The sequence below is a fragment of the Inhella sp. genome, assembly GCF_041912635.1.
GTDB lineage: Bacteria > Pseudomonadota > Gammaproteobacteria > Burkholderiales > Burkholderiaceae_C > Inhella.
This window is the reverse complement of record NZ_JAYRMO010000002.1, coordinates 70,206-96,637: the sequence shown is the minus strand read 5'-3', so window position 1 is coordinate 96,637 and position 26,432 is coordinate 70,206. Positions and strand designations below refer to the sequence as shown.

Genomic DNA, 26,432 nt, shown 5'->3' with positions numbered 1-26,432 from the left:
TTGTGCCCGTACCGCCCCAGGCTGCTCAGGGCCGTAGCGCCTGCAAGCGCACCAGCGCCACCTCCAGCGTGGCCGCCTTCTTGGCGAAGCAGAAGCGCACCTGGCGGCGTTCCTGCGGCTTGGAATAGAAGACCGAGAGCGGAATCGCCGCCACGCCGATCTGCGTGGTCAGCCACTCGGCGAATTCCAGTTCGGGGGCATCCGACACGGCGCTGTAGTCCACGGTCTGGAAGTAGGTGCCCTCGCAGGGCAGCAGCTTCAAGGGTGTGGCGGCCAGGCCCCTGCGGAAGCTGTCGCGCTTGGCTTGGTAGAAATCCGCCAGGCCCTGCCAGGGGGCGGGGTCGGCCATGTACTCGGCCAGGCCCCACTGCGCCGGCGTGTTCACCGTGAACACCGTGTACTGGTGCAGCTTGCGAAAGGCCGCGCTCAAGGCCGCGGGGGCGGCCACGAAGCCGACCTTCCAGCCGGTGACGTGGAAGGTCTTACCGAAGGACGAGATCAGGAAGCTGCGCGCCGCCAGCTGCGGGTGCCGGGCCACCGACTGATGCGCCTGACCATCGAACACCATGTGCTCGTAGACCTCGTCGCTGATGACGATCAGGTCATGCTGCTCGGCCAGCGCGGCCAGGGTGTGCAGGTCCTCTTCCGACGCCACCGTGCCGCTGGGGTTGTGCGGGGTGTTGAGGATCAGCGCGCGGGTGCGCGGCGTCACCGCGGCCCGCACCGCGTCCCAATCGATGCGGTAGTCCGCCGTCATCGGCACGCCCACCGGCGTCGCGCCGGCCAGGCGGATGGCCGGGATATAGCTGTCGTAAGCCGGCTCGATCAGGATCACTTCATCGCCCGCACCCACGCTGCACTGGATGGCGGTGAACAGCGCCTGCGTGGCGCCTGCGGTGATGGTGATCTCGGTGTCCGCGTCGTAGGCCCGGCCATGCGTGCCCAGCAGCTGCGCGGCCACACGCTGGCGCAGCATCGGGATGCCAGGCATGGGTGGGTATTGGTTGTGGCCGGCATGCAGCGCGCGGTTCACGGCTTCGAGCAGCGCGGGGTCGCAGTCGAAATCCGGAAAGCCCTGGCCCAGATTGATGGCGCCATGCTGGGCCGCCAGCTGGGACATGCGGGAAAAGATGGTGGCGCCGATGGCCGGCAGCTTGTCGGGGAGCGTGGGCATGGCGGGATTCTGGTGCGGGGCGGCGGCGATCAGGGAGCGCGCTTCAGCGCTCACGGAGGCTGGCTTGCCCAGCACCGGGTTCAGAGCCCCACCCAGACCCGAAACCCCCGCGCCGCGTAGTACGAGGCCGCGCCGTTGTGGTACGAGAACACGCGGCCATAGCGGCGATCGCCAAACAGCGCGCCGCCCTGGGCGCGCAGCTCGGGCGGGGTCAGTAGCCAGCTGGATGTCTTGCGGTCGAACTCGCCCAGCTGCTGCAACACGCGGTACTGCGCCTCGTCCAGCAAGGTGGCACCCATGGCTTGCGCCTGCTCCAGCGCACTGCCGGCGGGCGGGTGCTCCTTGCGGCCGTCGAGCGCAGCGCGGTCGTAGCAGAGCGAACGGCGCCCGGCCGGGCTCTCGGGGGCGCAGTCGCAAAAGACCAGGGCCTCGCCGTCGAGGCACAGCACATCCGGCTCGCCGCCACTGGCTTCCATTTGGTGCAGGGTCGGCAGCAGCGCGGGCCGCGCCTGCAGGCGCTGAGCCACCTCTGCCCAGGCCAGGCCGGGGTGGCGCTGCGGGTGCTTGCCGAAGCGGGTCTGCAGGGTGCCCAGCAGGGCGTCCTCGTCTTCAGGCAGTGCCATGGTCATCTCCTCGCTTGAATGAGGCCGGCAGACCCTCATGACCGCATGATCTTGTCCAGCGTCTTGCCCTTGGCCAGCTCATCGATCAGCTTGTCCAGATACCGGATCTTTCGCATCAGCGGGTGCGCCACTTCCTCCACCCGCACCCCGCACACCACGCCCTTGATCAGCGCGGCATTCGGGTTGAAGGCAGGCGCCTGGGCGAAGAAAGTTTCCAGATCGTGGTCCGAGCCGATCTGTTCCCGCAGCCCTTCCGGGCTGTAGCCCGTCAGCCAGCAAATCACCTGATCGACTTCATCCTGCGAGCGCTGCTTCGAGACCGCCTTCTTGACATAGAGCGGGTACAGGCTGCCGATCTTGATGGCGAAGACCTTTTCCAGGCGCATGAAGAGTCCTTGGGAGCCGCGGCGCGGGGAGTCAAGGCTACCGCGCCCGACCGGGCTCAGCTCGTGGGCAGCGGCCCCAGCACGGCCCCCAGCGCCTGCAGACCCGGAGGGCTGAGCTGCAACACGCGCGGCTGCGCGCCCGCGCGCACCCAGCCTTGTGCCAACGCATGCTGCAGCAGCGCACGCGGCCAGGGGCCGGCGAGGTGGTCGCGGCGCTCACTCCAGTCCAGGCAGGGGTGGGCCACGGCGGCGCGCAGGCTGCGGCGCTGCCAGGGCTGGGCATCCATGCCCAAGGCCTGCGTGCCGGCCAGGCCCCGTTCACTCAGGCCCAGGCCGCCCTCCACAGGTTGAAGCCAGCCCAGCTCCTGGCAGCGCTGCGCCAGGCACACGCCCAGGCGCCCGGCCAGATGGCCGTAGCAGCGGCGGGCATAACGCAGCTCGGCCTGGCGGCTCCAGCTGCGTTCGGCGCTGCCGCGTTCGGCCACCAGCTGCAGGGCCTGCAGGGCTTGCGCCACCTCGGCATCGGCCAGGCGGTAGTAGCGGTGGCGGCCGCGCGGTTCGCAGGCCAGCCAGCCGGCATCGAGCAGCTTGCGCAAATGCGCGCTGGCGGTGGCCGCGCCCACGCCGGCTGCGCGCGCCAGCTCGCTCGCGCTGGCCAGCTCGCCACTCAGCAAATGGCTGAGCATGGCGGCGCGGCTGGGGTCGGCGATCAGGCTGGCAAGGGCGGCGAGTTGCATGGGGTGGAAGCAGGAACCTGGGCCCGATCATGCAGCCCGTAATCGCGCAGCACGCTGGCCACGCGCAGCCGGTAGTCGGCAAACAGGCCGGCGCGGCCGGCGGCCTGGGCCAGGCGGTGCTCGCCCTGCTCGCGCCAGGCCTGCACGGCGGCTTCGTCCTGCCAGAAGCTCAGCGAGAGCAGCTTGCCCGGCTGGCTGAGGCTCTCGAAGCGCTCGATCGACAGGAAGCCCGGCACGCGTTCGAGCTCGCTGCGCAGCGCGGTGGCGCGTGCCAGGTAGTCGGCCTGTGCGCCGGCTGCAGGCTCGACCTCGAAGATCACCGCGATCACGGCTGCACCGGCTCAGGGAAAGTTCGCCACTCGGCGCGGATGAAGCGCTCACGCGCTGCAAACGCGAAATTGGCTTGCGCCTCGGGGTCGGCCTTGAGGCGCGCCCGGTAGGCCTCGTAGGTGGCCAGGGAATCGAAGCCGATGAGGCCCCAGGCCTCGGTGCTCGTGCCCTCGTGCGGCAGCCAGTAGCCCAGCAGCTGGCCGCCCAAGCGCGGAATGATGTGCAGCCAGGCCTGGGCGTAGCGGCGGAAGTCGTCCTTGCGGAAGGGCTCGATCTCGTATCGGATGAAGCAGGTGATGGCCATGCGGCGCTCCTTTCGTGAGGCACCACTGTCGGGCCGACAGCGGCCCGCACACTTCGTTGCGCAACGAAGCGTGGCGGTGCTTCAGTCGCGCGCCTCAAAGCCCGAGTGATAAGCCACCACCCCTTGCGGCACCGGCCCCTTCCAGGCCAGGGCCATGAACAGCTCGGGCGGCGGGCCCGGGTAGACCAAGCCGGGCACCGCCCGAAAGCCGAAGCGCCCGTAGTACGCCGGATCACCCAACACCACGCAGCCGGCGGCACCGCGCTCCTGCAATTGCTGCAGGCCATGGCGCACCAGTTCGGCGCCCACCCCCTGGCGCTGGCAGGGCGGCGCCACCGCCAGCGGGCCCAGGCCGAACCAGGCGCCGGCGCGGCCCTCCACCGTGATCGGTGAGAAGGCGATGTGGCCGATCAGGCGTTCATCACACTCCGCAACCAAACTGAGCGACAGCGCCCCGGCCGCGCGCAGCGCCCGCACGATGGCGGCCTCGGTGCCTGCACTGTGCGGATGGCCCAGGAAGGCCGCAGAAACCAGGGCGCCGATGGCCTCGGCCTCGCCCGCCCGCTCGGCGCGCACCCGCGCCACCGCCTTCATGCGAGCGCGGCCGGCGCTGGTGACTGCAGGCGCTGCGCCGTGCGCCACGCCGCCACGCCCGGCGCCAGCCACAGTGAGAGCCAGGCGCCGGCCAGCAGGGCCAGGGCGGCGGCGTTCAGCGGCGAGCGCGTGACCCAGACCACCAGGCACCAGCCGATCAGCGTCAACAGCGTGGCGCAGACCAAATAGGCGCCCAGCAGCTGCCACAGGAAGCCGTGCAGCAGCGGCGCCCAGGCCACGCCCTGCACCCGCATGCGGCCACCACGAAAAGCCAGCGCGCAGATCACTGCCGCCAGACCCACGGTGCCCAGCAGCAGCAGGCCCCAATTCAGATCGTCCTGCGGCGCGCGGCCGCGCAGGAAGAGCATCAGGATCAGGGAGCAGGCCAGCGCACTGGCGGCGAACACGACCCGCAGAAGCTGGCTCGGCACCGGCATCGGCTCAGACCCCGTAGAAGTGGAACTCGGTCGGCGGCCGACGGCCGCTGATCAGTTCGGCCAGCGCGTGGCCGCTGCCAGCGCCGTGCGTCCAACCCAGGGTGCCATGGCCGCAGTTGAACCACAGCTTGTCGACCTTCTTGCTGCGCCCGATGTAGGGGATGTTGGTGGGCGTGCTGGGGCGCAGGCCGGTCCAGTAGTTCGGCTCGCTCAGATCGGCCACGCCGGGGAAGAGCTCTTCGTAGCGCTTGACCAGGGCCTCGCAGCGAGTGCGGCTGGTGGCGGAGTTCAGGCTGGTATCCAGGCCCACCAGCTCGGCCGTGCCGGCGATGCGGATGCGATCGCCCAGGCGGCTGATGGCGATCTTGCGGGTGTCGTCCAGCAGGCTCACCGTGCTGGCCTGATCGGGCTTCTTCAAGCGCAGCGTGGCCGAGTAGCCCTTGGCCGGGTAGATGTTCAGGCAGTCGGCCACCGGGTTGACCAGGGCCGGCGCGTAGCTGGCCAGCGCCACCACATAGGCGTCGCCGGTGATCGTCTCGGTCTGGCCCTGGGCGTTCTTCACCCGCACGCCGCTGATGGCCTGGCCCTGCTTTTCCAGCGCCAGGATGTGGGTGTTGAAACGCTTCTCGGCGCCGCGCTCGAAGCATTTCTGCGCCAGCTTCTGCGTGAACACCAGGGCGTCGCCCGATTCGTCGCTGGGCGTGTAGGTGCCGCCGAAGATGCGCGGGCCGAAGGTGGCGAGCGCGGGTTCGACCTTCAGCACTTCGTCGCGGCTGAGCACACGGCGGTCCACGCCGTGGCGGCGCATCACCTCGGCGCCGGCCACGCCGTTGTCGAAGTCCTGCTGGCTGCTGAAGAAGTGCAGGATGCCCTTCTCCAGGCGGTTGTATTCGATGCCGGTGGCCGGCACCAGTTCCTTGAGGCGCGCATGGCTGTAGCGGCCCAGCTGCACCAGCTCCTCGACGTTGCGCTCGAAGCTGGCGGTGGTGCACTGCATCAGGAAGGCCAGGCCGTAGCGCATCTGGGCGATTTCCAGGCGCGGGCGGAACAGCAGCGGCGAGTCGTCCTTCAGCAGCCACTTGGCCACCTTGATGGGCACCCAGGCATTGGCCCAGGGCTCGCAGAAGCTGACCGAGATCTGCGCGCCATTGGCGTAGCTGGTTTCGAGTGCGGCATCGGGCTGGCGATCGACCAGCACCACTTCATGGCCGGCCTCCAGCAGATACCAGGCCGTGCTGACGCCGACGATGCCGGCGCCCAGAACCACCACCTTCATGGCGTGTACTCCGTGAACAGGTTGCCGGGCGCGCGGGTAAGCCGCCCAGGGGGAAGCCGGCACGTTAGCCCATTCGGCCGGCGCTCGCCTGCGCGTGGGCGCAAGCGCGGCTTGCTGACGATTTCATGACGCTAAGCGGGCGGCGTGAATTGCTGTGCGCTTTTGCCAACGCGGCTGTTGCTCTCACCCGAAAGGGGGGTGGTGTTGCCAAGCCAGCGGCGCACACTGGGTTGCAGAGCAGGCGGCAGGGCCGGGGGGTGTCAACCGGGCCGGTGCCGCCAACGCTTCAGTGCCACGTTGTAGAGCTCCCGCAAGAAGAGGTACCCCATGCGATTCGCTCCCGCACTGCATTTCCTGCGCCGCCGCAGCGGCCCCGCACCCGTGGCGCAGACCGACCCGGCGGACCTGGGCACCGCCTTCGGCATGGAAGCCAGCCTGGAGGGCGATGGCGACTTTGAAAAGCGCAGCCGCAGCTACGGGCAGCTGGAAAGCCAGCGCGAACACCCGCCGGTGGAAAGCCCGATGGACTGGGTGCGCGCCCGCCGCATCAGCGGATAAGCAGAACCGGCACCTCGGACTGCGCCAGCACCTTGGCACTGACCGAGCCCATCACCAGATTGGCCAGGGCGCCGTGGCCGTGGCTGCCCATCATGATGAGATCGTGCTTGCCCTTGGCCGCAATGGCCGCGATCACATCGGCCGCATGGCCCACCTTGTAGACAAATTCAGCGGCGACGCCCTGCTTGGCAAAGAAGGCGCGCACCGGCTTGAAGACCTTCTCGGCCTCGTCCTCGTAATAGGACTGCAGCGTCGCCTTGTCGATCACCGCGGCGGCGCGCGGCGGCACGGCGGGCACCACGGTCAGCAGGGTGTACTTGTGGGCCGCACCCAGCCATTCGTCGTGCGCGGTCAGGTAAGCCAGGGCCCGCTTGGTGTAGGGGCTGCCGTCGATGGCGACCAGAATCTTCATGGGGAGCTCCGAGGGGTTGAACCGGGAAAGCGGGCGCGAGTGTCGCGCGCGTGCCAGTGCCCTGGCTTGCGGATGGTCAAAGCCTGACGGTCAGAGCGTGAGGGTCAGGGCCTCGCGGTAGCCCTCCTGCTCGCCCTTCCTGACGTAGCCCCGGCCATTGGCCACCACGCGGCAGCGGCCCACCCGATAGTCGTGCCGGCAATGCAGATGCCCGTGCAGCCACAGATCGGCCTGCGGCAGCAGCTCGTCCAGCGCGTTGCAGAAGCCCGCCGTGCCGGGGTTCAGGCCGTAGCGCGGGTCGGCACTCAGGCCGCTGGGGGCGAAGTGCGTCACCACCACGGTGCGGCCCTCGAAGGGCTGGGCCAGTGCGGCGCGCAGCCAGGCCTGGTCGGCAAGAGCCAGCTCGCGCAGGCGTTCGGCCAGCATGGGCTGGTCGTTCTCCAGCGCGCTGTATTTGCGCAGGTAGAAGTTGGCGGCCCGGTAGGCCTTGTCACGCGACTTGAGCTGGACGCTCATGTCGGCGCGCGGGTCCACCAGCAGGTCGAAGTCGGCCCAGAGCGTGCAGCCCAGGAAGCGCACGCCGCCCTGCACCAGCACCTCGCGGTCCAGCCAGTGGATGCCCAGGCGCTCGCAGCAGGCGCGCAGCTGCGCGCGCCCGGCCTCGAAGGGCAGGCCGTCGTATTCGTGGTTGCCGGGCACGAACAGCACCGGCCGCCCCACGCGCGCCGGCGCGAAGCGGGCAAGGCCCCAATCGGCCTCCGGCCCAAAGGGCAGCAGGTGCGAACCGGCCTGGTAGGAGCCGATGTCACCGGCCAGCACCAGCAGTTCGGCCTCGGGGGCGATCAGCGGCTGGTGCTGCGGCTCGCGCTCCAGGTGCAGATCGCTCAGCAGTTGGAGAATCAAGTGGCGCCGTGACAGCTCTTGAACTTCTTGCCCGAACCGCAGGGGCAGGGGTCGTTGCGGCCCACCTTGGGCGCCTCGTGCTTGCGCACGTCCACCTTGTAGCGGTAGGGCTCGGTCAAGGCGTCCAGCTCACCCACGGCCAGCACCAGGTCCTCGACAGCTTCGTCCACGCTCTTCAGCGGCAGCGCGGCATCGATCTCGGCATTGATGGCGCGCTCCTCGTCGTTCTCGGGCGGCAGGTGACGCAGGATGCGGGCGATGGCCTCGTGGGCCTCGTCTTCCACGAAGCTGGCCAAATCGTTCGGGAAGGCGCCCAGCGCGGTGGCAAAGCCGCCGGCAAAGGGCAGCAGCGCGCGCGAATAGGCCGGCAGCGCCTTGAGCGCGGGCTCCTCCTCGTTGGCCAGGGCCTCTTCATCCAGCTGCAGCACGATGGGGTCGAAGGCGCCCACATCCACCAGATCCCGGCGCAACTGGGCCAGGCGGCGTTCGATCAGGCCGCGCAGCTTGGCCAGCCAGGCCGGGTCGTGCTCGGCCGGCAGCGGGCGGTTCTCGCTGTCGAAGATGAAGGGCAGGGCTTCGTCCAGCGGGATCAGGCGCGGCTGCACCAGCAGGCCGGCCAGAAAGCCGTCGAGCATGGCCACATCCATGGGGTCCAGCCCGCCGGGGGCCTGTTCGAGAAGGTGGTCGAGTTCGTCGAACTCGGCGTCGGTGAGGTCTTGGGTACTCATGGGCTGGATTGTCGGCGGGCGAAATGAAAAAAGGCCCGCTTGCGCGGGCCTGGGTGGGGCATTGCCAGTCGATCAGAGCGCCGCGAGGCGCTGCTCGATCGCCGCCTTGGTGGCCGGCAACTCGGCCGGCAGGCGCAGCGCCAGTTGGTCGAACAGCTCCTGGTGCAGCTTCATCTCGGCCAGCCAGTCGGCCTTGTGGATCTCGGTGACGGTCTCGTAGTGGGCGCGGGTGAAGGGCAGGCCGGTCCAGTTGATCTCGTCGTACTTGGGGCTGACGCCGAAGGGGTTCTCATGGCCCTCGGCCTTGCCGTCGATACGGTCGAGCATCCAGCCCAGCACGCGCATGTTGTCGCCATAGCCGGGCCAGACGAACTTGCCGTTCTCGCCCTTGCGGAACCAGTTGACGCAGAAGATCGCCGGGGCCTTTTCGCCGAGCTTCGCGCCCATTTGCAGCCAATGGGCGAAGTAATCGCTCATGTTGTAGCCCATGAAGGGCAGCATGGCGAAGGGGTCGCGGCGCACCACGCCCTGCTGGCCGGCGGCGGCGGCGGTGGTCTCGCTGCCCATGGTGGCGGCCATGTAGACGCCCTCGGTCCAGTTGCGCGCCTGGGTCACCAGCGGCACGGTGGTGCTGCGGCGGCCGCCGAAGATGAAGGCGTCGATCGTCACGCCGGCCGGGTTGTCCCACTCGGCGTCCAGCGCCGGGTTGTTGGTGGCGGCGATGGTGAAGCGCGCGTTCGGGTGCGCGGCCTTGCGGCCCTGGATCTTGCCGTCGGCCGGCGTCCAGTCCTTGCCCTGCCAGTCGATCAGGTGCGCGGGCGGCTCGTCCGTCATGCCTTCCCACCACACATCACCGTCATCGGTCAGCGCCACGTTCGTGAAGATCACGTCGCGCTCCAGCGAGGCCATGCAGTTCGGGTTGGTCAGGGTGTTGGTGCCGGGGGCCACGCCGAAGTAGCCGGCCTCGGGGTTGATGGCGCGCAGGCGGCCGTCCGGGCCCGGCTTGATCCAGGCGATGTCATCGCCGATGGTGGTGACCTTCCAGCCCTCGAAGCCCTGGGGCGGGATCAGCATGGCGAAATTGGTCTTGCCGCAGGCGCTCGGGAAGGCCGCCGCCACATGGCGCTTGACGCCTTCAGGGTTGGTCACGCCCAGGATCAGCATGTGCTCGGCCAGCCAGCCCTGCTCACGCCCCATGGTGGAAGCGATGCGCAGCGCAAAGCACTTCTTGCCCAGCAGGGCGTTGCCGCCGTAGCCCGAGCCATAGCTCCAGATCTCGCGCGTTTCGGGGTAATGGACGATGTACTTGGTCTGGTTGCAGGGCCAGGTCACATCCTGCTGGCCGGGCTGCAGCGGGGCGCCCACGGTGTGCACGCAGGGCACGAACTCGCCGTCCTCGCCCAGCACGTCCAGCGCGCCACGGCCCATGCGGGTCATCAGCCGCTGGTTGACGGCCACATAGGCGGAATCGGTCAACTCGACGCCGATATGGGCGATCGGGCTGCCCAGCGGGCCCATGCTGAAGGGCACCACATACAGCGTGCGGCCCTTCATAGCGCCACGGAACAGGGCCTTGTCACCGGTCTGCAGCAGCGCGCGCATCTCGGCCGGAGCCATCCAGTTGTTGGTCGGGCCGGCCTGGTCTTTCTGCTCGGAGCAGATGAAGGTGCGGTCTTCGACGCGCGCCACATCGCTGGGGTCGCTCCAGGCCAGGAAACTGCCCGGGCGCTTGGCCTCGTTCAGCTTCTTGAAGGTGCCCTTGGCCACCAGCTGCGCGCACAGGCGGTCGTACTCCTCCTTCGAGCCGTCGCACCAGTAGACCTCGGCGGCCTCGGTCAGGGCGGCGATCTCGGCCACCCAGGCAATCAGGCGGGCATGTTTGACGTAGGCCGGCACATTCAAGCGCAGCCCCTCCAGCACGGGTCGGTTCATGACAGAAGGTTCCATGGAAGTGAAGAAACGGGATTGGGTCAGCCCCTGCAACTGCCTGAGGGGGGTTCACCGAATCCCGCGCCGGAGCGGGGTGGCGGATTGTCCGGCGGCCGTAACCACGCTGTAACTCCCCCGGGGCGTGGGGTTATGCACGTGGCGCATGCTGCAATGCGAGTTCCCGGCCCCCTTCGTGATTTGTTGACATGCGTCTCCTCAGCCTGAACCGTTCCCCCGTGAAACCCCTGATCACCCTGGAAGGGGAAACAGTGCCCAGCGGCATTGCCAAGCAGGCGGTGGCTGAGCCTGTGGCGGTGCTGGAACTGGGGCTGGAAGGCGATGCCCAGGCCGACCTGAGCGTGCACGGCGGCCCCAAGCGGGCGTTGTACGCCTACCCGGGCGAGCACTACGCCTTCTGGCGCACCGTGCGCGCCCAGGCCGGCGTGGCCGGCTGGCAGGACGCGCTGCCCTGGGGGGCGATGGGCGAGAACCTCAGCCTGGAGGGCCTGCAGGAAGGCCAGGTCTGGCAGGGCGATCGCCTGCGCTTCACAAACTGCGAACTGGTGGTGACCGAACCGCGCCAGCCCTGCTTCAAGTTCAACGCCGTGATGGGCTTCAAGCACGCCGTCAAGCTGATGCGGCAAAGCGGCTACTGCGGCTTCTACTTGGCCGTCAGCCAGCCGGGGACGCTGTGCGCCGGCGAGCCCTTCGAGCTGCTGCCGGGGCCGCGGGAGCTGTCGGTGCGCGAGCTGTTCCGGATGTGAGCGCGCCCGGCGAGCGCACCTCGCCGCGCTCGCGCAGCACTTTCAGGATCACCGAGGTCGCCGTCGGCCCCTCGGCGCAGAAGCGGCCCAGCACTTCATCCAGGTGCACCACATCACGCACCGCCAGCAGCAGGATCCAGCTGTCCTCGCCGGTGACATTGAAGGCATCGCTGATCTCGGGCGTGGTCTCGATCAGGCTGCGCATGCGCTCGAAGTCCACGCGGCCCACCCGCACCACGGCGCGGATGGCATGGCCCAGGGCCAGCGGGTTGATGACCGCCCGGTAACCGGTGATCACCCCGGCGTCCTCCAGGCGCTTGACGCGCTCGCTCACCGCCGGCTGGCTCAGGTGCACGCGCCGGCCCAACTCGGCCAGGGTCAGGCGCGCGTCGCGCTGCAGTTCGACCAGGATGCGGTCGTCTTTGGCATCAAATTCCATATCCAAGGTGATTCGTTGATTTCAGCTTCACTCTAAAAGTCATTCGGCCTGAATGCCAGCACTTTGGTATTCAATGGTGGCAACGGCTTTCTTAGCATGAGGCCCATGAACACCGCCGCCCTGCCCTTGCCCGCCGCCGCCCGTCTGAACCCCCTGGTGCTGGCCTGCCTGGCCGCCACCTGGCTGGTCTGGGGCTCCACCTACCTGGCCATCAAGTTCGCGCTGGTGAGCTTCCCGCCCTTCCTGCAGATGGGCTCGCGCTTCCTGGTGGCCGGCGCCCTCCTGCTGGCCTGGATGCGCTGGGTGCGTCAGACCCCCTGGCCGACGGCCCGCGAGTGGCGCAACGCCCTGCTGGTAGGCAGCCTGATGCTGGGTGGCGGCATGGGCGGCACCGCCTATGCCGAGCAGACCGTGGGCTCGGGCCTGGTGGTGGCCTTCATCGCCGTGGTGCCGGTGCTGATGGCACTGGGCGGCCTGCTGCTGGGCGAGCGCCCGGCGCCACGCGAGGCGGCCGGCATCGGCCTCGGGCTGGTGGGCGTGCTGCTGCTGACGCAAGGGGCGAGCTTCCAGGCCTCGCCCGCCGGCCTGGCGGCGATTGCGATTGCCTGCGCGGCCTGGACGGCCGGCAGCCTACTGAGCCGCCGCCACTTCCCGCTCGCCCCCGGAGCGATGGGCTTTGCTTCCGAGATGCTGGCCGGCGGCGCGGTGCTGATGGTTCTCTCCGCTCTGCGCGGCGAAGCCCTGCTACCGCTGCAGCCCCTGGCCGTGGGCGCCTGGCTCTATCTGATCGTGTTCGGCTCGCTGGTGGCCTTCAATGCCTACATGGTGCTGCTGGCGCGCGCCAGCACCGCCCTGGCCAGCAGCTACTGCTTCGTCAACCCGGTCATCGCCCTGCTGCTGGGTGTGGGCCTGGGCGGCGAGGTGGTCAGCGGCTTCGAGTGGGCGGCGGCCGGCGTGGTGCTGGGCGGGGTGGTGTTGCTGCTCAGCGCCAGGCGTTGATCAGAAGGTTTCCCAGTCGCCGTCGCTGGCCGGCGCCGGGCTCGGCGCAGCGGGGCGCGGGGTGGGCGCAGACTTGGGCGCCGGCTTGGTTACCGGCTTGGGTGCCGCGGCCGGCCGGGCGGGGGACTGCACCGGCGCCTTGACGGGCGCGCGGGCAGCCGGCTGGCTGCGCGCGGCGCCCTGCACCTTGAAGGCCGCCACCACCTCGGCCAGGCGCTGAGCCTGTTCGCGCAGCGACTGCGCGGCCGCCGCGCTCTGCTCCACCAGGGCGGCGTTCTGCTGCGTGGCCTGGTCCAGCTGCACCACCTGGTCGTTCACCGAACCGATGCCGCTGCTCTGCTCGCCGGCGGCGGCGCTGATCTCGCCAATGATGTCGCTCACGCGCTGCACATTGGCCACGATCTCCTGCATGGACTGGCCGGCGTCGGCCACCAGCTTGCTGCCCACCTCCACCGATTCGACGCTGCTGGTGATCAGGGTCTTGATCTCGCGCGCGGCCTCGGCGCTGCGCCCGGCCAGCAGGCGCACTTCGCCCGCCACCACCGCAAAGCCGCGGCCCTGCTCGCCGGCCCGGGCCGCTTCCACGGCGGCGTTCAGCGCCAGGATGTTGGTCTGGAAGGCGATGCCGTCGATGGTGCCGATGATGTCGGCGATGCGCCGGCTGCCCTGGTTGATGCGCTCCATGGTGCTGACCACCTCGCCCACCACCGCGCCGCCGCGCTCGGCCGAGGCGCTGGCCTGGCTGGCCAGCTGGTTGGCGGTGCGGGCCGAGTCGGCCGTCTGGTTCACCGTGGCGGTGAGCTCGTTCATGGCGCTGGCAGCCTGCTGCAGGCTGGCCGCCGTCTGTTCGGTGCGGTGGGAGAGGTCGGCATTGCCGCTGGCGACCTCGGAGCTGGCGACCTGGATGCTGTCGGCCGCCGTGCGCACCTCGCTGACGATACGGTTCAGCGAGGTCTGCATGTCCAGCAGAGCCTGCGCGAGCTGGGCGGGTTCGTCGCGCCCGTGGGTGGGGATGTCGCCGGTCAGGTCGCCATCGCGCACGGCGCCGGAAAACTCCTTGGCGTTGCGCAGCGGGCCTACCACGCTGGCGGTGACGGCCATTCCCATCCAGATCATGAAACCGAGGGCACCGGCGGCCAGCACCATGGTCCAGATGAAGACCGCGCGGGCGCCATCGTCGAACTTCTGCTTGATCTCCCCGGTGGCCTTGGCCACCCGCTGCATGGTCTCGGCAAAGATCTTCTCGGCGCCCACAAAGCCGTCACGTCCGGCGCGCACGGCCTTGTTGGCGGCCGCCACATCCGCCCCCTCCAGCTTGCCGAGCGCTGCCGCGACGGCGTCGTGATAGCTCTTCAGGCTCTGCTGGGCCTCCTCCACCCGCTTGGCCACGGCCGGGTCGCGCAGGCGCGGCTTGAGTTCACCGAAGGCCTCCTGGATGAACTCATAAGTTGCCGTCCACTGGCCCTGGTACTCCTTGACCTTGGCCGGGTCAGCCACATTGATGACCATGTCCTTCTCGAAGCGCCGCAAGTTGATCATCTCGGCGCGGATGTTGCCGGCGTGCTGGCCCGCCTCCACGACATGGAAGACGTACTGGTCGAAGGACTTGATGAAGGTGTAGGTCGAGTACACCCCGAAGCCACCCAAGAGCGTCAGCAGCAAAGCACAGATCAGAAACACGCCGCCGAGTCGGCGGCCGATATTGAAGTTGCGCAGCATGGGGTGAACCTGGGTTGGGCGGGTCGCTCGACTCTAGACCTGGGCGCCCCTGCCTGACTGTGGCGCGCTGGCACGGACCGGGAAGGTCCCGATGCCGCCGCCCCCTCACCACCCCCTGTTTGCGGGCCGCCGCACAAACCGGGGGGCGGAAGTGATCGCCATCACATGCCCGAAACGCTTGACTCGGAACAATGCAAAGCATTCCAGTCCGCAGTCCCCCCGGGAGAAGCACATGAACAGCCAAAACACCCCCTCCATCAGCTCCGCCAGCAGCGTCCTGTCCTTCCTGTCCGGCAGCTTTGTCGAACCCGCTCCGCTGAATGACGTGAGCGAGGACTGGGGTGTCGAGGTGCCTTACCTGTTCTTCATGCAAGAGCAGGCCGCCGCCGAGGCCGTGGCCGCCTAAGTCGGCCTGCATCGGACTCGACGCGGACTCCCCGGCGCGCCTTGCGGGCGCGCCACCCAGAACGGCCCGGCCTTGCCCGGGCCGTTCTGCTTTCCGACCGACCGGTCGGCCGGCAGATCTCGCTGACAAACACCGCCGGTGAATCCCCGCCCGCTCAGGGCGAGACCCAATGGCTCGCCGGCTCGCCGGGCGCGGCCATCAGCGCATGCCAGGCGTCCATCTGGGTGCGGAACACCCGGCCGGGCAGCCAATCTTCCAGACCCGCGGCGATCAGCCGGTCGGCCACCGGGCCCTTGAGCTCGCTCAGGTGCAGCTGCCGCCCCTGGCTGCGCAGCTCCAGCGCCAACTGCTGCAGGGCCTCCAGGCCGCTGAGGTCGATCTCGTTCACGCCACTCATCATCAGCACCAGGTGGCGCAGCTCGGGCCGGCCGGCCGCCTCCTCGCACAGCAGGTCGCGCACCCAGTGGGCGTTGGTGAAGCGCAGGCCCTCGTCGATGCGGATGGCCAGCACGCCCGGCAGCAGCTCCACCGCGAAGCGCTTGGTGTTGCGGAACAGCTCGGTGCCCGGAATGCGCCCCACCTCGGCCCAATGTGGGCGCGCGGTGCGCTGCAGCAGCAGGGCCACCGAACCCAGCACGCCAAGGCCGAGCGCCATTTCCACGCCGAGCAGCGGCACCGCCAGGGTGACGCCCCCCATCAACAGCCCCTCGGCGCGCGAGTAGCGCCAGGCGCGCCGCAGCGGCTGCCACTCGGCCATGGGCAGCACGGCCACGATGATGGTGGCGGCCAGCACCGCCTGCGGCAGCAGGGCCAGCCAGCGCGCGCCCAGGCTGATCCAGAACGCGAAAGCCAGGGCCATGAAGATGCCGGTCCAGCGTGTGCGCGCCCCGGCCTCGGCCACCAGGCCGCTGCGCGAGAAGCTGCCGGCAATCGGCATGCCGCCACTCAGCGCCGCCACGCCATTGGCCGCCGCCAGGCCGAGCAGCTCGCGGCGCGGCAGCACCCGCTCCTGCCGCCGCGCACCCAGGCCCTGGGCCACGCCCAGGCTGGACACGTACCCCACCAGCGCCACCATCAGGGCGGTGGGCAGGGCCGCGCGCCACAGCGCCAGCGGCGCCACCGCCAAGGAGGCCGGGCCGTGCACCTCGTCCAGCGCAATCCGGCCGGCCAGCGGCAGCGCGCCGGCCTGGCCACGGCCCTGCAGCCAGGCCACCACCGCAATGGCCAGCCCGACCAGCAGCAGCGGCACCATGCGCGCCAGCATCTGGGCGCGCGCGGGCCCCAGCCCCAGGGCGCGCAACCCGCGCGCGCCGAACTGGCGCGCCAGCACCAGCAGCAGCAGGGCGGCCAGCCCGAAGCCGGCGGTCAAGGCGTCCAGTTGCGGCCAGGGCGAGGACGGGGCCCACTGCAGGCCGAGCAGCGGCACCAATTGACCGAAAGCGATCGCCAGCGCCGAGCCGCTGACGAAGCCCTGCATCAGCGGACTGGAAAGCAGCGCACCCAGCGCGTCCAGGCGCAGCAGCGCCGCCAGCAGCAGCAGCAGGCCGACCTCCGCAGCCAGTACCAGGGCCACCGTCATTGGCCCCACGGCATGGGCCGGGCCCAGGCGGCCGACGGCCTCGCCGATCATCAGCGCCAGCACCGCCACCGGGCCCACCGCCAGGGTGGTGGAGCTGCCGACCAGCGCATAGGCCAGCAGCGGCAGCAGGCTGGCCATCACCCCGGCCAGCGGCGGCAGGCCGGCCAGCAGGGCGTAGGCCAGGCTTTGCGGCAGTAGCAGGGCGCTGACCAACAGGCCGGCCAGCGCGTCGTCGAACGTCGGGCGGCCGAGGTCCAGCGCCTTCATTCGGACAGGCCCAGCGGGATCCTCAGAAAGCGTCGGCCCTGCGCATCCGGCTCGGGCAGGCGGCCGCCGCGCAGGTTCACCTGCAGCGAGGGCCAGAGCAGGGCGGGCACGGCCAGCTGGCGGTCGCGCGCCTGGCGGCGCGCCACGAAGTCGGCTTCGGAGACGCCGCCGCCCACTTGCACATTGGTGGCGCGCTGCAGCGCCACCGTCGTTTCCAGGCAGGGTGCGCGGCCGGCGGGCGGGTAGTCGTGGCAGAGCATCACGCGCGTGGCGTCGGGCAGGGCAAACAGGCGCTGGATGGAGCGGTAAAGCTGCACCGCGTCACCGCCGGGAAAGTCGGCGCGGGCGCAGCCGTAGTCGGGGCTGAACAGGGTGTCACCCACGAACACGCAACCCGGCTCGCCGGGCAGGTAGTAGCTGATGCAGGCCGGTGTGTGGCCGGGGGTGTGCAGCACCTGCAGGCGCAGATCGCCCACCGGCACTTTGTCGTCCTCGGCAAAGAGCTGGTCAAAGGCGCGCGCGTCGCAGGGTTCGCCCAAGCCCAGCACGGGCTGGAAATGGGCCTGCACGGCGTCGATGCCGGCGCCGATGGCGATGCGCCCACCCACTTCGCGCTGCAGCCACACCGCGGCGCTCAGGTGGTCGGCGTGGGCATGGGTTTCGAGCAGCCAGTCCACGCTCAGTTCTAGTGCGCGCACGCGCTCCACCAGGCGCTGGGCACTGGTGGTGTGCACCTTGCCGCTGTTGGCCTGAAAGTCCAGCACCGGGTCGATCAGCGCCGCGCGGCGCGTGCGCGCGCAGGCCAGCAAGTGGCTGACGGTGCCGGTGGCGGGGTCGTGGAAGGATTCGAGCAGGTAAGGCGAGGCGGACATGGCCGCCATCATCCCGCCGAAAGCGCGCCCTGCACCCAGCGCTGCAGCTCCGCCGCCGGCATGGCACCGCTGCGCCGCGCGATTTCCGCGCCGCCGCGGTAGAGCACCAGGGTGGGGATGGAGCGGATGCGGTTCTTCACGCTGGCCTGCGGGTTGCTGTCGGTCTCCACCTTGGCAAAGCGCACGCCCGGCAAGGCCGCCGCGGCGGCCTGGAAGTGCGGCGCCATGGCATGGCAGGGTCCGCACCACTCGGCCCAGAAGTCCACCAGCACCGGCTGCTCGGTCTTGGCGATGTAGTCGAAGAAGCGCGCGTCATTCAGCGCGACCGGGTGCGCGGGCGCCAGCTCGGTCTTGCACTTGGCACAGACCGGGCCGTCACCCAGGCGCTCCTCGGGCACGCGGTTGACCGCGCCACATTGGGCGCAGACGAGATGCATCAGCAGCCTCCTTTCGCTCCCAGCTTGCGCAGGATGGTTTCCATCAGGCACCAGCGCGTCAAACCGGACTGCAGCAGGTTCAGGCCGACGAAGGCGGTGAAGGCCAGCCACCACTGCGAGTGGAAGACGGGGCTGCCGGGGATGCCGAGCAGCAGGGACAGCAGGATGAAGCTGCCGGCGACGACACGGACGATTTGCCAAGAGCTCATGGTCACTCTCCTTTCAAGAGGTGCAGGCGGTGGCGATAGGCCACGTAGTAGAGAACCGGAATCACGACCAGGGTCAGCACGGTCGAGACCGCGATACCGAAGATCAGGCTGATAGCCAGCCCGTTGAAGATCGGGTCGTCAAGGATGAAGAAGGCGCCCAGCATGGCGGCCAGGCCGGTCAGCAAGATGGGCTGGGCGCGGGTGATGGCCGAGCGCTGAATAGCCCGCTCGAAGGCCATGCCGGTACGCACCTGCAGGTTGATGAAGTCCACCAGCAGGATGGAGTTGCGCACGATGATGCCGGCCAGGGCAATCATGCCGATCATGCTGGTGGCCGTGAACGGTGCGTGCAGCAGGGCGTGGCCGGGCATCACGCCGATGACCGTGAGCGGGATCGGCGCCATGATGATCAGCGGCGTCAGGTAGCTGCCGAACTGCGCCACCACCAGCAGGTAGATCAGCACCAGGCCGACGGCGTAGGCCAGGCCCATGTCGCGGAAGGTCTCGTAGGTGATCTGCCACTCGCCGTCCCACTTCAGGCTGTAGCCGCGGTAGGGGTCGCTGGGCGGGCGGATGAAGAACTCCTGCAGGCGGCCGCCGTCGGGCGTCTCGATTTGCTGCAAGGCCGAGCGTGCGCTGAACAGGCCGTAGAGCGGGCTGTCGATGCGGCCGGCCATGTCGGCCACCACGTAGTGCACGGCCAGGCCGTCCTTGCGGTAGATCGGCTGCTCGCGCTGCGCATCCACCACGGTCACCAGCTCGCGCAGCGGAATCAGCGCGCCGCTGGCGGACTTGACGCCCAGCGACAGCAGCGCGTCCAATTCACCCGCGCGCTCGGGCGGCAGCATCAGCGTGGCCGGCACCGCGCGGTGCGAGCCGTCGTGCAGCCAGATCGCGGCGTCGCCGCTCTGCGCCGCGCGCAGCGTGGCCACCACCTGGGCCGGGGCCACCCCCAGACCCATGGCCTTGCGGCGGTCGACCTGCAGCAGCTGGCGCGGCGCGGCGGCGATGCCGGAGTCATCCACGTCCACCACGCCCTCTTGCCCGCTCAGCACCTTGCGCACGGCGGCCGCCACCTGGGCGCGGCCTTCCTGCTCGGGGCCATAGATTTCGGCCACGATGGGGGCGAGCACCGGCGGGCCGGGCGGCACTTCCACCACCTTCACATTGGCACCAAAGCGCTGACCGATCTTCTGCAGCTCGGGGCGCCAGCGGGTGGCGATGGCATGGCTCTGCTCCTTGCGCTCGCCCTTTGGGGCAAGGGTCACCGCCAGGTCGCCCTGGTGCGGGTCGGCCCGCAGGAAGTACTGGCGCACCAGACCGTTGAAGTTGATGGGGGCTGAAGCGCCGGCATAGGCCTGCAAGTGGCGCACTTCGGGCTGCTCGTCCAGCCACGATCCAAGAGCCTGCAGGGTGGCGGCGGTTTGCTCCAGCGGCGTGCCGGCGGGCATGTCCACCACCACCTGCAGCTCCGACTTGTTGTCGAAGGGCAGCATCTTCAGCATCACCAGGCCCACGGCCGGCAGGGCGACCGAAAGCGCGATCAGCCCCGCCACACCCGCGCCGAGCAGCTTGCGGTTGCGGCCGCCGCGCTGCGCGTGCAGCAGCGGGCCGAACAGACGCTCGAAGCGCGGGGCCAGCCATTTGGACAGGCCATGCAGGGCCTCGGGGTCGTGGCCCGCGCCGGCCGGCACGGCCTTCATCAAGAGACGCGCCAGCCAGGGCGTGACGACGAAGGCGATGGCCAGCGACAGCAGCATGCCCATGCTGGCATTGATGGGAATGGGCGCCATGTAGGGGCCCATCAGGCCGGAGACGAAGGCCATCGGCAGCAGGGCGGCGATGACCGTCAGTGTCGCCAGGATGGTCGGGCCGCCCACTTCGTCCACCGCGCCCGGGATCAGCTCGCGCAGGGATTTGCCGGGGAACAGCTGCTGGTGGCGGTGGATGTTCTCCACCACCACGATGGCGTCATCCACCAGGATGCCGATGGAGAAGATCAGCGCAAACAGCGACACCCGGTTCAGGGTGAAGCCCCAGGCCCAGGAAGCGAACAGGGTGACGGTGAGGGTCAGGATCACCGCCGCGCCGACGATCGCGGCCTCGCGCTTACCCAAGGCGAAGAACACCAGGGCCACGACGGAGGCGGTGGCGAACAGCAGCTTCTGGATCAGCTGATTCGCCTTGTCGTTGGCGGTGCTGCCGTAGTTGCGCGTCTCTTCCAGGTCCACCTGGGCTGGCAGCACGGTGCCGCGCAGCTCGGCCACGCGGGCGCTCAAGGCGCGCGCCACGTCGATGGCGTTCTCGCCGGCCTTCTTGGTCACGGCCAGGGTCAGGGCGGGGTAGTCCTGGCCGTCCACGCGGTGCCACACCAGGCGGGTGTCGGGCAGCGGGCCGTCGCTCACCTGGGCCAGATCGCGCAGCTGCACCGGTTTGCCCTGGTGCACGCCGACCACCAACTCCTCCACCTCGCGGGCATCGCGCAGGAAAGGGCCGGCTTCGAGCTGGATGGTCTGGTTGCCCAGCACCCGCTCGCCCACCTGGGCCCCCTGGTGGGCGCCCTGCAGGGCCTGGCGCAGTTCACCCATCGACAGGCCGACGCGGTTCAGCTTGGCCGGGTCCACCTCCACGCGGACGGCGCGACCGGGGCCGCCAATCGTCGTGATGTCCCGCGTGCCAGGCACGCGCTTCAGCTCGGCCTCCAGGCTGTGTGCCACGCGTTCCAGGTCGTAGCGGCCGAAGTTCGCATCGCGGCTGAACAGGGTGAAGCTGACGATGGGCACGTCATCGATGCCCAGGGGCTTGACCAGCGGGGGCGAAGCCCCCAAACCGGGCGGCAGCCAGTCGGCATTGCTCTGAATGGTGTCGTGCAGGCGCACCAGGGCCTCGGTGCGCGGCACACCCACCTTGAACTGCACGGTGATGACCGCCATGCCGGGGCGCGAGACCGACATCACATGCTCGACGCCCGGCATGCGCGACAGCACCTGCTCGCCCGGCACCGCCAGCAGCGATTCGACATCCGTCACCGCCGCACCAGGCAGCGCCACCATCACATTGGCCATGGTGACGTTGATCTGCGGCTCCTCCTCGCGCGGCGTCACCGCCACGGCGAAGACGCCCAGCAGCAGCGCCACGATTGCGAGCAGCGGCGTGATCTGCGCACTCTGGAAGAAGGCCGCGATGCGGCCGGACACGCCCAGCTTGGCCATCACTGGGCTCCCTTGGCCGCGCGCTGCGGCTCCAGCACCACGCGCTCACCGGCGCTCAAGCCGGCCAGCACTTCCACTTGGTCGCCCTGCACCGGGCCCAGGCGCAACTGACGCAGCTGCGGCTGGCCCTTGGGGTCGAGCACGTAGACGGCGCGCAGTTCGGCGCGGCGCACCACCGCCGCCTGCGGCACCCACAGGCGGGTGGGCGCACCGGCCTGCTCTTGCGGCACCAGCAGGCGGGCGAACTGGCCCGGCTGGGCGGCGGAGTCGGGCAGTTCCAGGCGCACCTGCTGGGTTTGCGAGCCGGCATCGGCCAGCGGCAGGCGCTGCACGCGGGTCGGGTTCAGGCGCTGGCCCAGGGCGGGGATCTCCACCTGCAGCACGGTCGCGTCCGGCAGCTTGAGCTGCTGCGGCACGCTGGCCGTGACGCGCAGGGCGCGCGGGTCGAACACCGTCACCAGGGCGCGGCCCGGCATCGCCAGGTCGCCCAGCGACACGGGCACTTCGGCCACCACGCCGTCATACGGCGCCGTCACGCGGTGGAAGCCCGTCTGCGTGCGCGCGGCCTCCAGCGCGGCGGCCTGGGCTTGCAGCTGCGCGCTGCTGGCTTTGAACTGCGCTTCGGCCTGGTCCAGCGCGCCCTGGCTGATGAAGCCCTGGGCACGCAGCTGCTGCTGGCGCTCGAAGTCCCGCTGCGCCAGGGCAAGCTGCGCCTTGACGGCCTGGGCCTGCGCGGCGCTGGCCTGGGCGCCCTGCTCGGCGGCACGGGCATCGAGGCGGATCAACAGCTGGCCGGCCTTGACGCGGTCGCCCACCTTGACGGCGATCTCGACGATGGCTCCGGAGACCTGCGCCGCCAGCACGGTCTGGCGCTGCGCCTCCACCACGCCCTCGAAGCCGCGCAGGCCGGCCTGACTGCCGGCTTGCAGGGTCAGGGTGCGGTACGGAGCGGCCGCATCGGCCGCGTGCGCTGGCAGGCTCGCCATCAGGGCCAGGGTCAAGGCCAGGGGCAGGGCGCGAAGCAGGGTGGGTTTCATGGCGCGATGGAAGGGTGGCTGTCTGTCTTGGGCTCAAGTATTTACGCATTTGCTCAAATAGTCAATCAAGTACAGAATGCGGCCCGTGAACCCGTCAGGAATGCCCATGCCCGCCATCGCGCCCTCGATGCACGAACTGCCCGACCCCGCCCTAGACGAGGTGGCTTCCTTCTTCCAGGCCCTGGCCGAACCCAACCGGCTGCGCCTCTTGAACCTGCTGCGCAATGGCGAGCAGCGCGTCGGCGATCTGGCCGAGCAGACCGGCATGACCACGGCCAATGTCTCCCGCCACCTCAGCCTGCTGCAGCAGCGCGGCTTGGTGCGACGCGAGAGCCGTGGCACGAGTGCCTATTACTGCGTGGCAGATGCAGGCATCTACCAGCTCTGCGACTTGGTGTGCGGCACGGTGGCGCGCAAGAGCGAGGCGGCGGCGAAGGAGCGGTTGGGCTTGTTCAAGCGTTGAGCCCCGCAAGCCGGGGGTCGCTTGCAGACTGTTTCAACGCTCCCCTCTGTGATCGCTCCTGACCTTGGCAGGATGCCCGCCGCCGCAAATGGACGGCGCCAGTTCAGGGATACGACCATGAGAAAGAAGAGCGAAATCAGTCGGGTGTTTGCCGCAACCAGCTGCGCGGTCATGCTGGCTGCGTTGGCGGCATGCGGGGGCGGCAGCCAGGAGCTTGACTCCGTCGCGTTGCGCGCGGAGCAGATCGAGGCGCGGCATCTCGCCCAGGGCGCCGGCCCAAACTCCAAGGCCAAGGCAGCTGTGCCCGGCGTGGATGCCACGGATGCAGCCAATCAGCTGTTTGCGTTTGCCGAGGCAAACCTCAAGAACTACTTCCCTTCAGCTCAGACCACCCGGCAGCTGCACGGCTGGACGTATCGCTACTACCCCGAAACCGGCGCCTACTTGGCAGTCATCGATTGGCGCGTTTATGTGATGGGCGGTCCGTTTGGCCCAGAGGTGATCGATGCAGGTGAGTTGACCAAATACGTCAACGTCGGCCAGGGTGCTGGGGCATCTGTTCTCACTGCGGGCAAGCTGGCTCAATGCCCAGATGCCTCTGGCAGCAGCGCCAAGAACTACTACACGTGCATGGTTGGAACCTTGGTCGGCGCTCAGACCTTTGACAAGAACAAGACCTGCACGTTCACAGTTGCCTCCGACGGAGAGCTTTCGCTTTCCTCGGACGGGACGCGATTCGCCCTGCCAGCCAATGAACAGTCTCAAGTCATCTACTCCAAGGCACAGGCCTCGGGCACCTTTGACCTGCTTGTTGTTGCCGGTTCGGGCTCATTCCTAACTTTTGACGTAGACGCGCGGCGATTGGACGGCTTGTTCTTCTCCGCGGGGGGCGACTTCCAGGTTGACGCGAAGCAAAACATCAACGGGAACAGCCTCAGCTGCAAGTTCAACGTCTCGCCCTGAGCGTCCGCGCTGCGTCACGCTTCAACCCGCCACCGCCACCAAACCCTGCAGCCCCTCCACCAACTGCTCACCCAGGGCCTGCAGGGCCTCTTCTGAAGGTCCCCAGGCCAGCGCCTGCAGCTCCGTCAGGCCTTGCTGCAAAGGCAGCGGCAAGCGGACGCTCAGGGTCTGCAGCGAAGCCGGCAGCGGCGGCGCGCTGCCCTGGCGCCGTGCCCTCAGCCAAGCACGCAACTCCACCACCGCACTCAGCAGCGGCAGCTCGCTGCGCGGTAGGCGTTTGCAGCCGTCCCATTGCGGTGGCGGGCGCCAGTTCTGCACCCAGCCGGGCAGGGCGGCAGCGGGCATCGGGCGGGCGATGGCGTAGCCCTGGGCCTGTTCGCAGCCCATGCGCAGCAGCATCTCGCCATGGGCCTCGGATTCCACGCCCTCGGCAATCACCTCGCGCCGGAAGGCCGCCGCCAGGCCCAGCACGCCTTCCAGGATGGCGAGGTCGTCGGGGTCGTCCAGCATGTCGCGCACAAAGCTCTGGTCGATCTTGAGCCGGTCGGCGGCCAGCTGCTTCAGGTAGGCCAGCGAGGAGTAGCCGGTGCCGAAGTCGTCGAGCGCAAAGCCCACGCCCAAGCTCTTGCAATCGCGAATGATGTCGGCCACACGCAGCATGTCGTCCAGGGCGCTGGTTTCCAGCACCTCGATCTCCAGATCACCGGGTTGCACGGCCGGGTGGCGGGCCAGCGCGGCCTGCAGGCGCGGCAGGAAATCGGCCTGACCGAGTTGGTGGGCACCGACGTTGATGCTGAGCGGCAGCACCAGATCGATGGCGCGCCAGGCCTCGATCTGGCTGAGCGCGGTTTCCAGCACCCATTCGCCCACTGCCAGCTCCAGCGGCTGGTCTTCGATCAGGGGCAAAAACTCGGCCGGCGCCACCAGGCCGCGCTGCGGGTGCTGCCAGCGGATCAAGGCCTCGGCCCCAAGCACCTGGCCACTGCGCATCTGCACCTTGGGCTGGAAGTGCAGCACGAACTCCTGGCGCTCCAGGGCCTGGCGCAGGCGCTCGGTCTGCTCCTGGCGGTCGCGCTGCACGCGCTCACCGGCGGCGTCGAACACCTGCAGGCGGTTGCGTCCGGCCTGCTTGGCCTGGAACATGGCCTGGCCTGCCTGGCGCAGCAGTTGGTCGGCATCGGCGCCGGGCTCGGCCTGATGCAAGTAGCTCAGACCCAGGCTGGCGGAAAGCTGCAGGCTCTCGCCTTCCAGCTCGATGGGCTGATTGATCTGCTGGCGCAGCCGACTCAGCACAGGCTCGGCGGCTTCGGCGCTGGCCAGTTCGGGCAGCACAGCCACGAACTCGTCGCCGCCCAGTCGGGCCAGGGTGTCGGCGCTGCGCAGCACCGGGCGCATGCGCTCGGCCAGCTGCACCAGCAGGCGGTCGCCGGCCACGCTGCCGAAGCGTTCGTTGACCTGCTTGAAGTCGTCCAGATCCAGATAGGCCACGGCCACCGTCTGGCCATGGCGGCGCGCCTGGGCCAGGGCCTGCTGGAGGCGGTCGGTCAGCAGGGCGCGGTTGGGCAGATGGGTCAACGGGTCGTGGGTGGCCACTAGGTCGAGCTGCTGCTGCTGGTGCTTGACGGTGGTGATGTCGGTGAACAGGGCGACGTAGCGCAGCACCTGGCCCTGCGGGTCGCGCACGGCGCTGATGGTCTGCTGCATGGCAGACAGCTCGCCGTTGTGCCTCCGGCCCCAGATCTCGCCGCTCCAGCTGCCCTGCTCGCGCAGCGCGGCCCACATCGCGGCATAGAACTCCGGCCCATGGCGGCCGGACTTGAGCAGGCGCGCGTTCTGCCCCAGGGCCTCGGCGCGGCTGTAGCCGGTGATGCGGCTGAAGGCGGTGTTGACGTCGAGGATGCAGCCCTCGGGGTCGGTGATCATGATGCCCTCGTTGGCATGCTCGAACACGCTGGCGGCCAGGCGCAGGCCGCGTTCGGCCGCGTCGCGCGCGGCCAGCTCGTGCATCAGGCGCAAGGTGTTGCGTGACAGCGCGCTGCAGATGCCGAGCGCGATGTCGATCATCGACAGCGCCGTCTCGCTCAGCTCGGCCTCGGCGCCCTGCAGGGCCTGCGCCAGGGGCACGCCCCGGCGCAGGTCCAGCACCACGCGAGCGAAGTGGCGGTCACATTCCAGGATGTGCGAAGCCAGCCAGTGCACCAGAAAGGCCTGCAGCTCGTCGATCACCGCCGCCACCGGCTGCGGCGCGCCGGCCGGCAGCAGGCGCTGCACGCGCTGCACGAAGTCGCGGTGCATCTGCTGGTGCGCGCGTTCGTCCTCGCGCCCGCCCAGGTACTGGGCCCACAGCGCCTCTTCGGTGCGGAAGTGGTAGTCGGTGTAGTCCAGCAGTTCCTGCAGCACCTGGCGCAGCGCCGCCTCGTCGGCGCCGAAGGCGGCCTGGCGCGCCACCCGGTTCAGCAACTCCACCAGGCGGGCGTGCTGCTGGTCGATCTCGACCAGCCCGGTGTTGAAGCGGTCACTCCAGACAAAGATATCGATGGCGGACATGCAGGTCGGCGCGGGCCGGCGTGGGCGCGAGGGATGGGGCAGTGTGCCACCCGCCGGGGGTGACGTCACGCAAAGCCCCCACGGCCCCCGCCTGACTTCCGACACCCGCGCAACCCTGCACAGACAGC

28 protein-coding genes are annotated in these 26,432 nt (G+C 69.4%); 6 read left to right on the top strand and 22 right to left on the bottom strand.

Features of this window, described 5'->3' with window-relative positions:
- Positions 1-25: 25 nt before the first annotated feature.
- The 9 genes from ACE3QP_RS01505 to ACE3QP_RS01465 all read right to left on the bottom strand — a co-directional run bounded on the left by ACE3QP_RS01505 (position 26) and on the right by ACE3QP_RS01465 (position 5,861).
- A complete protein-coding gene (locus ACE3QP_RS01505) occupies positions 26-1,174 on the bottom strand; it encodes a methionine aminotransferase (protein WP_374433000.1) in 1,149 nt (382 codons plus the stop codon).
- 80 nt (positions 1,175-1,254) lie between these two features.
- Complete coding sequence (locus ACE3QP_RS01500) at positions 1,255-1,797, bottom strand: DUF4256 domain-containing protein (RefSeq protein WP_374432999.1); 543 nt, start codon at positions 1,795-1,797, stop codon at positions 1,255-1,257.
- A 35-nt stretch (positions 1,798-1,832) separates the two neighbouring features.
- Complete coding sequence (locus ACE3QP_RS01495; RefSeq protein WP_374432997.1) at positions 1,833-2,183, bottom strand: DUF2200 domain-containing protein; 351 nt, start codon at positions 2,181-2,183, stop codon at positions 1,833-1,835.
- A gap of 56 nt (positions 2,184-2,239) precedes the next feature.
- Positions 2,240-2,920, bottom strand: coding sequence for an ArsR/SmtB family transcription factor (locus ACE3QP_RS01490; RefSeq protein WP_374432995.1), 681 nt, complete (start codon positions 2,918-2,920; stop codon positions 2,240-2,242).
- Entirely contained in the window at positions 2,893-3,249 is a 357-nt protein-coding gene (locus ACE3QP_RS01485; RefSeq protein WP_374432993.1) for an antibiotic biosynthesis monooxygenase, read from the bottom strand. Before ACE3QP_RS01485 ends, ACE3QP_RS01490 begins: the two co-directional genes overlap by 28 nt.
- The gene (locus ACE3QP_RS01480; RefSeq protein WP_374432991.1) at positions 3,246-3,554 is read right to left on the bottom strand and encodes an NIPSNAP family protein; all 309 of its coding nucleotides are present in this window, start codon (positions 3,552-3,554) and stop codon (positions 3,246-3,248) included. The genes ACE3QP_RS01485 and ACE3QP_RS01480 overlap by 4 nt, the downstream gene beginning before the upstream one ends.
- Before the next feature lie 81 nt (positions 3,555-3,635).
- Positions 3,636-4,148, bottom strand: coding sequence for a GNAT family N-acetyltransferase (locus tag ACE3QP_RS01475; RefSeq protein ID WP_374432990.1), 513 nt, complete (start codon positions 4,146-4,148; stop codon positions 3,636-3,638).
- The gene (locus tag ACE3QP_RS01470) at positions 4,145-4,585 is read right to left on the bottom strand and encodes a hypothetical protein (RefSeq protein ID WP_374432988.1); all 441 of its coding nucleotides are present in this window, start codon (positions 4,583-4,585) and stop codon (positions 4,145-4,147) included. The genes ACE3QP_RS01475 and ACE3QP_RS01470 overlap by 4 nt, the downstream gene beginning before the upstream one ends.
- A gap of 4 nt (positions 4,586-4,589) precedes the next feature.
- On the bottom strand, positions 4,590-5,861 hold the full coding sequence (locus ACE3QP_RS01465; RefSeq protein ID WP_374432986.1) for a D-amino acid dehydrogenase: 1,272 nt from the start codon (positions 5,859-5,861) through the stop codon (positions 4,590-4,592).
- Between the two features lie 327 nt (positions 5,862-6,188).
- On the opposite strand from ACE3QP_RS01465, the gene ACE3QP_RS01460 reads away from it, so the two are divergent.
- Complete coding sequence (locus ACE3QP_RS01460) at positions 6,189-6,419, top strand: hypothetical protein (protein WP_374432984.1); 231 nt, start codon at positions 6,189-6,191, stop codon at positions 6,417-6,419.
- On the opposite strand, the gene ACE3QP_RS01455 is transcribed toward ACE3QP_RS01460, so the two are convergent.
- From ACE3QP_RS01455 to ACE3QP_RS01440, 4 genes are all read right to left on the bottom strand, one after another.
- Complete coding sequence (locus ACE3QP_RS01455) at positions 6,409-6,831, bottom strand: universal stress protein (RefSeq protein ID WP_198110484.1); 423 nt, start codon at positions 6,829-6,831, stop codon at positions 6,409-6,411. The two genes, ACE3QP_RS01460 and ACE3QP_RS01455, sit on opposite strands and share 11 nt — an antisense overlap.
- Positions 6,832-6,921: 90 nt before the next feature.
- The gene (locus tag ACE3QP_RS01450; RefSeq protein ID WP_374432982.1) at positions 6,922-7,734 is read right to left on the bottom strand and encodes a metallophosphoesterase; all 813 of its coding nucleotides are present in this window, start codon (positions 7,732-7,734) and stop codon (positions 6,922-6,924) included.
- A complete protein-coding gene (locus ACE3QP_RS01445; RefSeq protein WP_374432980.1) occupies positions 7,731-8,462 on the bottom strand; it encodes a UPF0149 family protein in 732 nt (243 codons plus the stop codon). Before ACE3QP_RS01445 ends, ACE3QP_RS01450 begins: the two co-directional genes overlap by 4 nt.
- Before the next feature lie 72 nt (positions 8,463-8,534).
- Positions 8,535-10,394 carry a phosphoenolpyruvate carboxykinase (GTP) gene (locus ACE3QP_RS01440; RefSeq protein ID WP_374432979.1) on the bottom strand — a complete coding sequence of 620 codons (1,860 nt, stop codon included), beginning with the start codon at positions 10,392-10,394 and terminating at the stop codon, positions 8,535-8,537.
- Between the two features lie 203 nt (positions 10,395-10,597).
- Here ACE3QP_RS01440 and ACE3QP_RS01435 point away from each other — a divergent pair, with 203 nt between their 5' ends.
- Positions 10,598-11,155: an MOSC domain-containing protein gene (locus ACE3QP_RS01435; RefSeq protein ID WP_374432976.1), complete on the top strand. Its 558-nt coding sequence runs from the start codon at positions 10,598-10,600 to the stop codon at positions 11,153-11,155.
- Here ACE3QP_RS01435 and ACE3QP_RS01430 read toward each other — a convergent pair.
- Entirely contained in the window at positions 11,064-11,594 is a 531-nt protein-coding gene (locus tag ACE3QP_RS01430) for an Lrp/AsnC family transcriptional regulator (protein ID WP_374432974.1), read from the bottom strand. The genes ACE3QP_RS01435 and ACE3QP_RS01430 overlap by 92 nt on opposite strands.
- 105 nt (positions 11,595-11,699) lie before the next feature.
- Between ACE3QP_RS01430 and ACE3QP_RS01425 the strand changes: the two genes are divergently transcribed.
- A complete protein-coding gene (locus ACE3QP_RS01425) occupies positions 11,700-12,593 on the top strand; it encodes an EamA family transporter (RefSeq protein WP_374432973.1) in 894 nt (297 codons plus the stop codon).
- Here ACE3QP_RS01425 and ACE3QP_RS01420 read toward each other — a convergent pair whose 3' ends face one another.
- A complete protein-coding gene (locus ACE3QP_RS01420) occupies positions 12,594-14,312 on the bottom strand; it encodes a methyl-accepting chemotaxis protein (protein ID WP_374432972.1) in 1,719 nt (572 codons plus the stop codon).
- 232 nt (positions 14,313-14,544) lie between these two features.
- Here ACE3QP_RS01420 and ACE3QP_RS01415 point away from each other — a divergent pair, with 232 nt between their 5' ends.
- Positions 14,545-14,718, top strand: coding sequence for a hypothetical protein (locus ACE3QP_RS01415; RefSeq protein ID WP_374432970.1), 174 nt, complete (start codon positions 14,545-14,547; stop codon positions 14,716-14,718).
- A 154-nt stretch (positions 14,719-14,872) separates the two neighbouring features.
- Here the strand turns inward: ACE3QP_RS01415 and ACE3QP_RS01410 are convergent, their stop codons facing one another.
- From ACE3QP_RS01410 to ACE3QP_RS01385, 6 genes are read right to left on the bottom strand one after another with little or no spacing between them, the layout of a single operon-like run.
- A complete protein-coding gene (locus tag ACE3QP_RS01410) occupies positions 14,873-16,564 on the bottom strand; it encodes a SulP family inorganic anion transporter (protein WP_374432968.1) in 1,692 nt (563 codons plus the stop codon).
- Positions 16,561-17,436: an MBL fold metallo-hydrolase gene (locus ACE3QP_RS01405; RefSeq protein WP_374432966.1), complete on the bottom strand. Its 876-nt coding sequence runs from the start codon at positions 17,434-17,436 to the stop codon at positions 16,561-16,563. Before ACE3QP_RS01405 ends, ACE3QP_RS01410 begins: the two co-directional genes overlap by 4 nt.
- Before the next feature lie 8 nt (positions 17,437-17,444).
- Positions 17,445-17,873, bottom strand: coding sequence for a thioredoxin TrxC (gene trxC, locus ACE3QP_RS01400; RefSeq protein WP_374432965.1), 429 nt, complete (start codon positions 17,871-17,873; stop codon positions 17,445-17,447).
- Complete coding sequence (locus tag ACE3QP_RS01395; RefSeq protein ID WP_374432963.1) at positions 17,873-18,082, bottom strand: DUF2892 domain-containing protein; 210 nt, start codon at positions 18,080-18,082, stop codon at positions 17,873-17,875. Before ACE3QP_RS01395 ends, trxC begins: the two co-directional genes overlap by 1 nt.
- A gap of 2 nt (positions 18,083-18,084) precedes the next feature.
- Positions 18,085-21,294, bottom strand: coding sequence for an efflux RND transporter permease subunit (locus ACE3QP_RS01390; RefSeq protein WP_374432961.1), 3,210 nt, complete (start codon positions 21,292-21,294; stop codon positions 18,085-18,087).
- Positions 21,294-22,331 (bottom strand): efflux RND transporter periplasmic adaptor subunit, encoded by a 1,038-nt coding sequence (locus ACE3QP_RS01385; protein WP_374432960.1) that lies wholly within the window; start codon positions 22,329-22,331, stop codon positions 21,294-21,296. Before ACE3QP_RS01385 ends, ACE3QP_RS01390 begins: the two co-directional genes overlap by 1 nt.
- A gap of 106 nt (positions 22,332-22,437) precedes the next feature.
- Between ACE3QP_RS01385 and ACE3QP_RS01380 the strand changes: the two genes are divergently transcribed.
- The gene (locus ACE3QP_RS01380) at positions 22,438-22,794 is read left to right on the top strand and encodes an ArsR/SmtB family transcription factor (protein WP_374432958.1); all 357 of its coding nucleotides are present in this window, start codon (positions 22,438-22,440) and stop codon (positions 22,792-22,794) included.
- A 117-nt stretch (positions 22,795-22,911) separates the two neighbouring features.
- Positions 22,912-23,757 carry a hypothetical protein gene (locus ACE3QP_RS01375; protein WP_374432957.1) on the top strand — a complete coding sequence of 282 codons (846 nt, stop codon included), beginning with the start codon at positions 22,912-22,914 and terminating at the stop codon, positions 23,755-23,757.
- 21 nt (positions 23,758-23,778) lie between these two features.
- Here the strand turns inward: ACE3QP_RS01375 and ACE3QP_RS01370 are convergent, their stop codons facing one another.
- Positions 23,779-26,304: a bacteriohemerythrin gene (locus tag ACE3QP_RS01370; RefSeq protein ID WP_374432955.1), complete on the bottom strand. Its 2,526-nt coding sequence runs from the start codon at positions 26,302-26,304 to the stop codon at positions 23,779-23,781.
- Positions 26,305-26,432 lie beyond the last annotated feature (128 nt).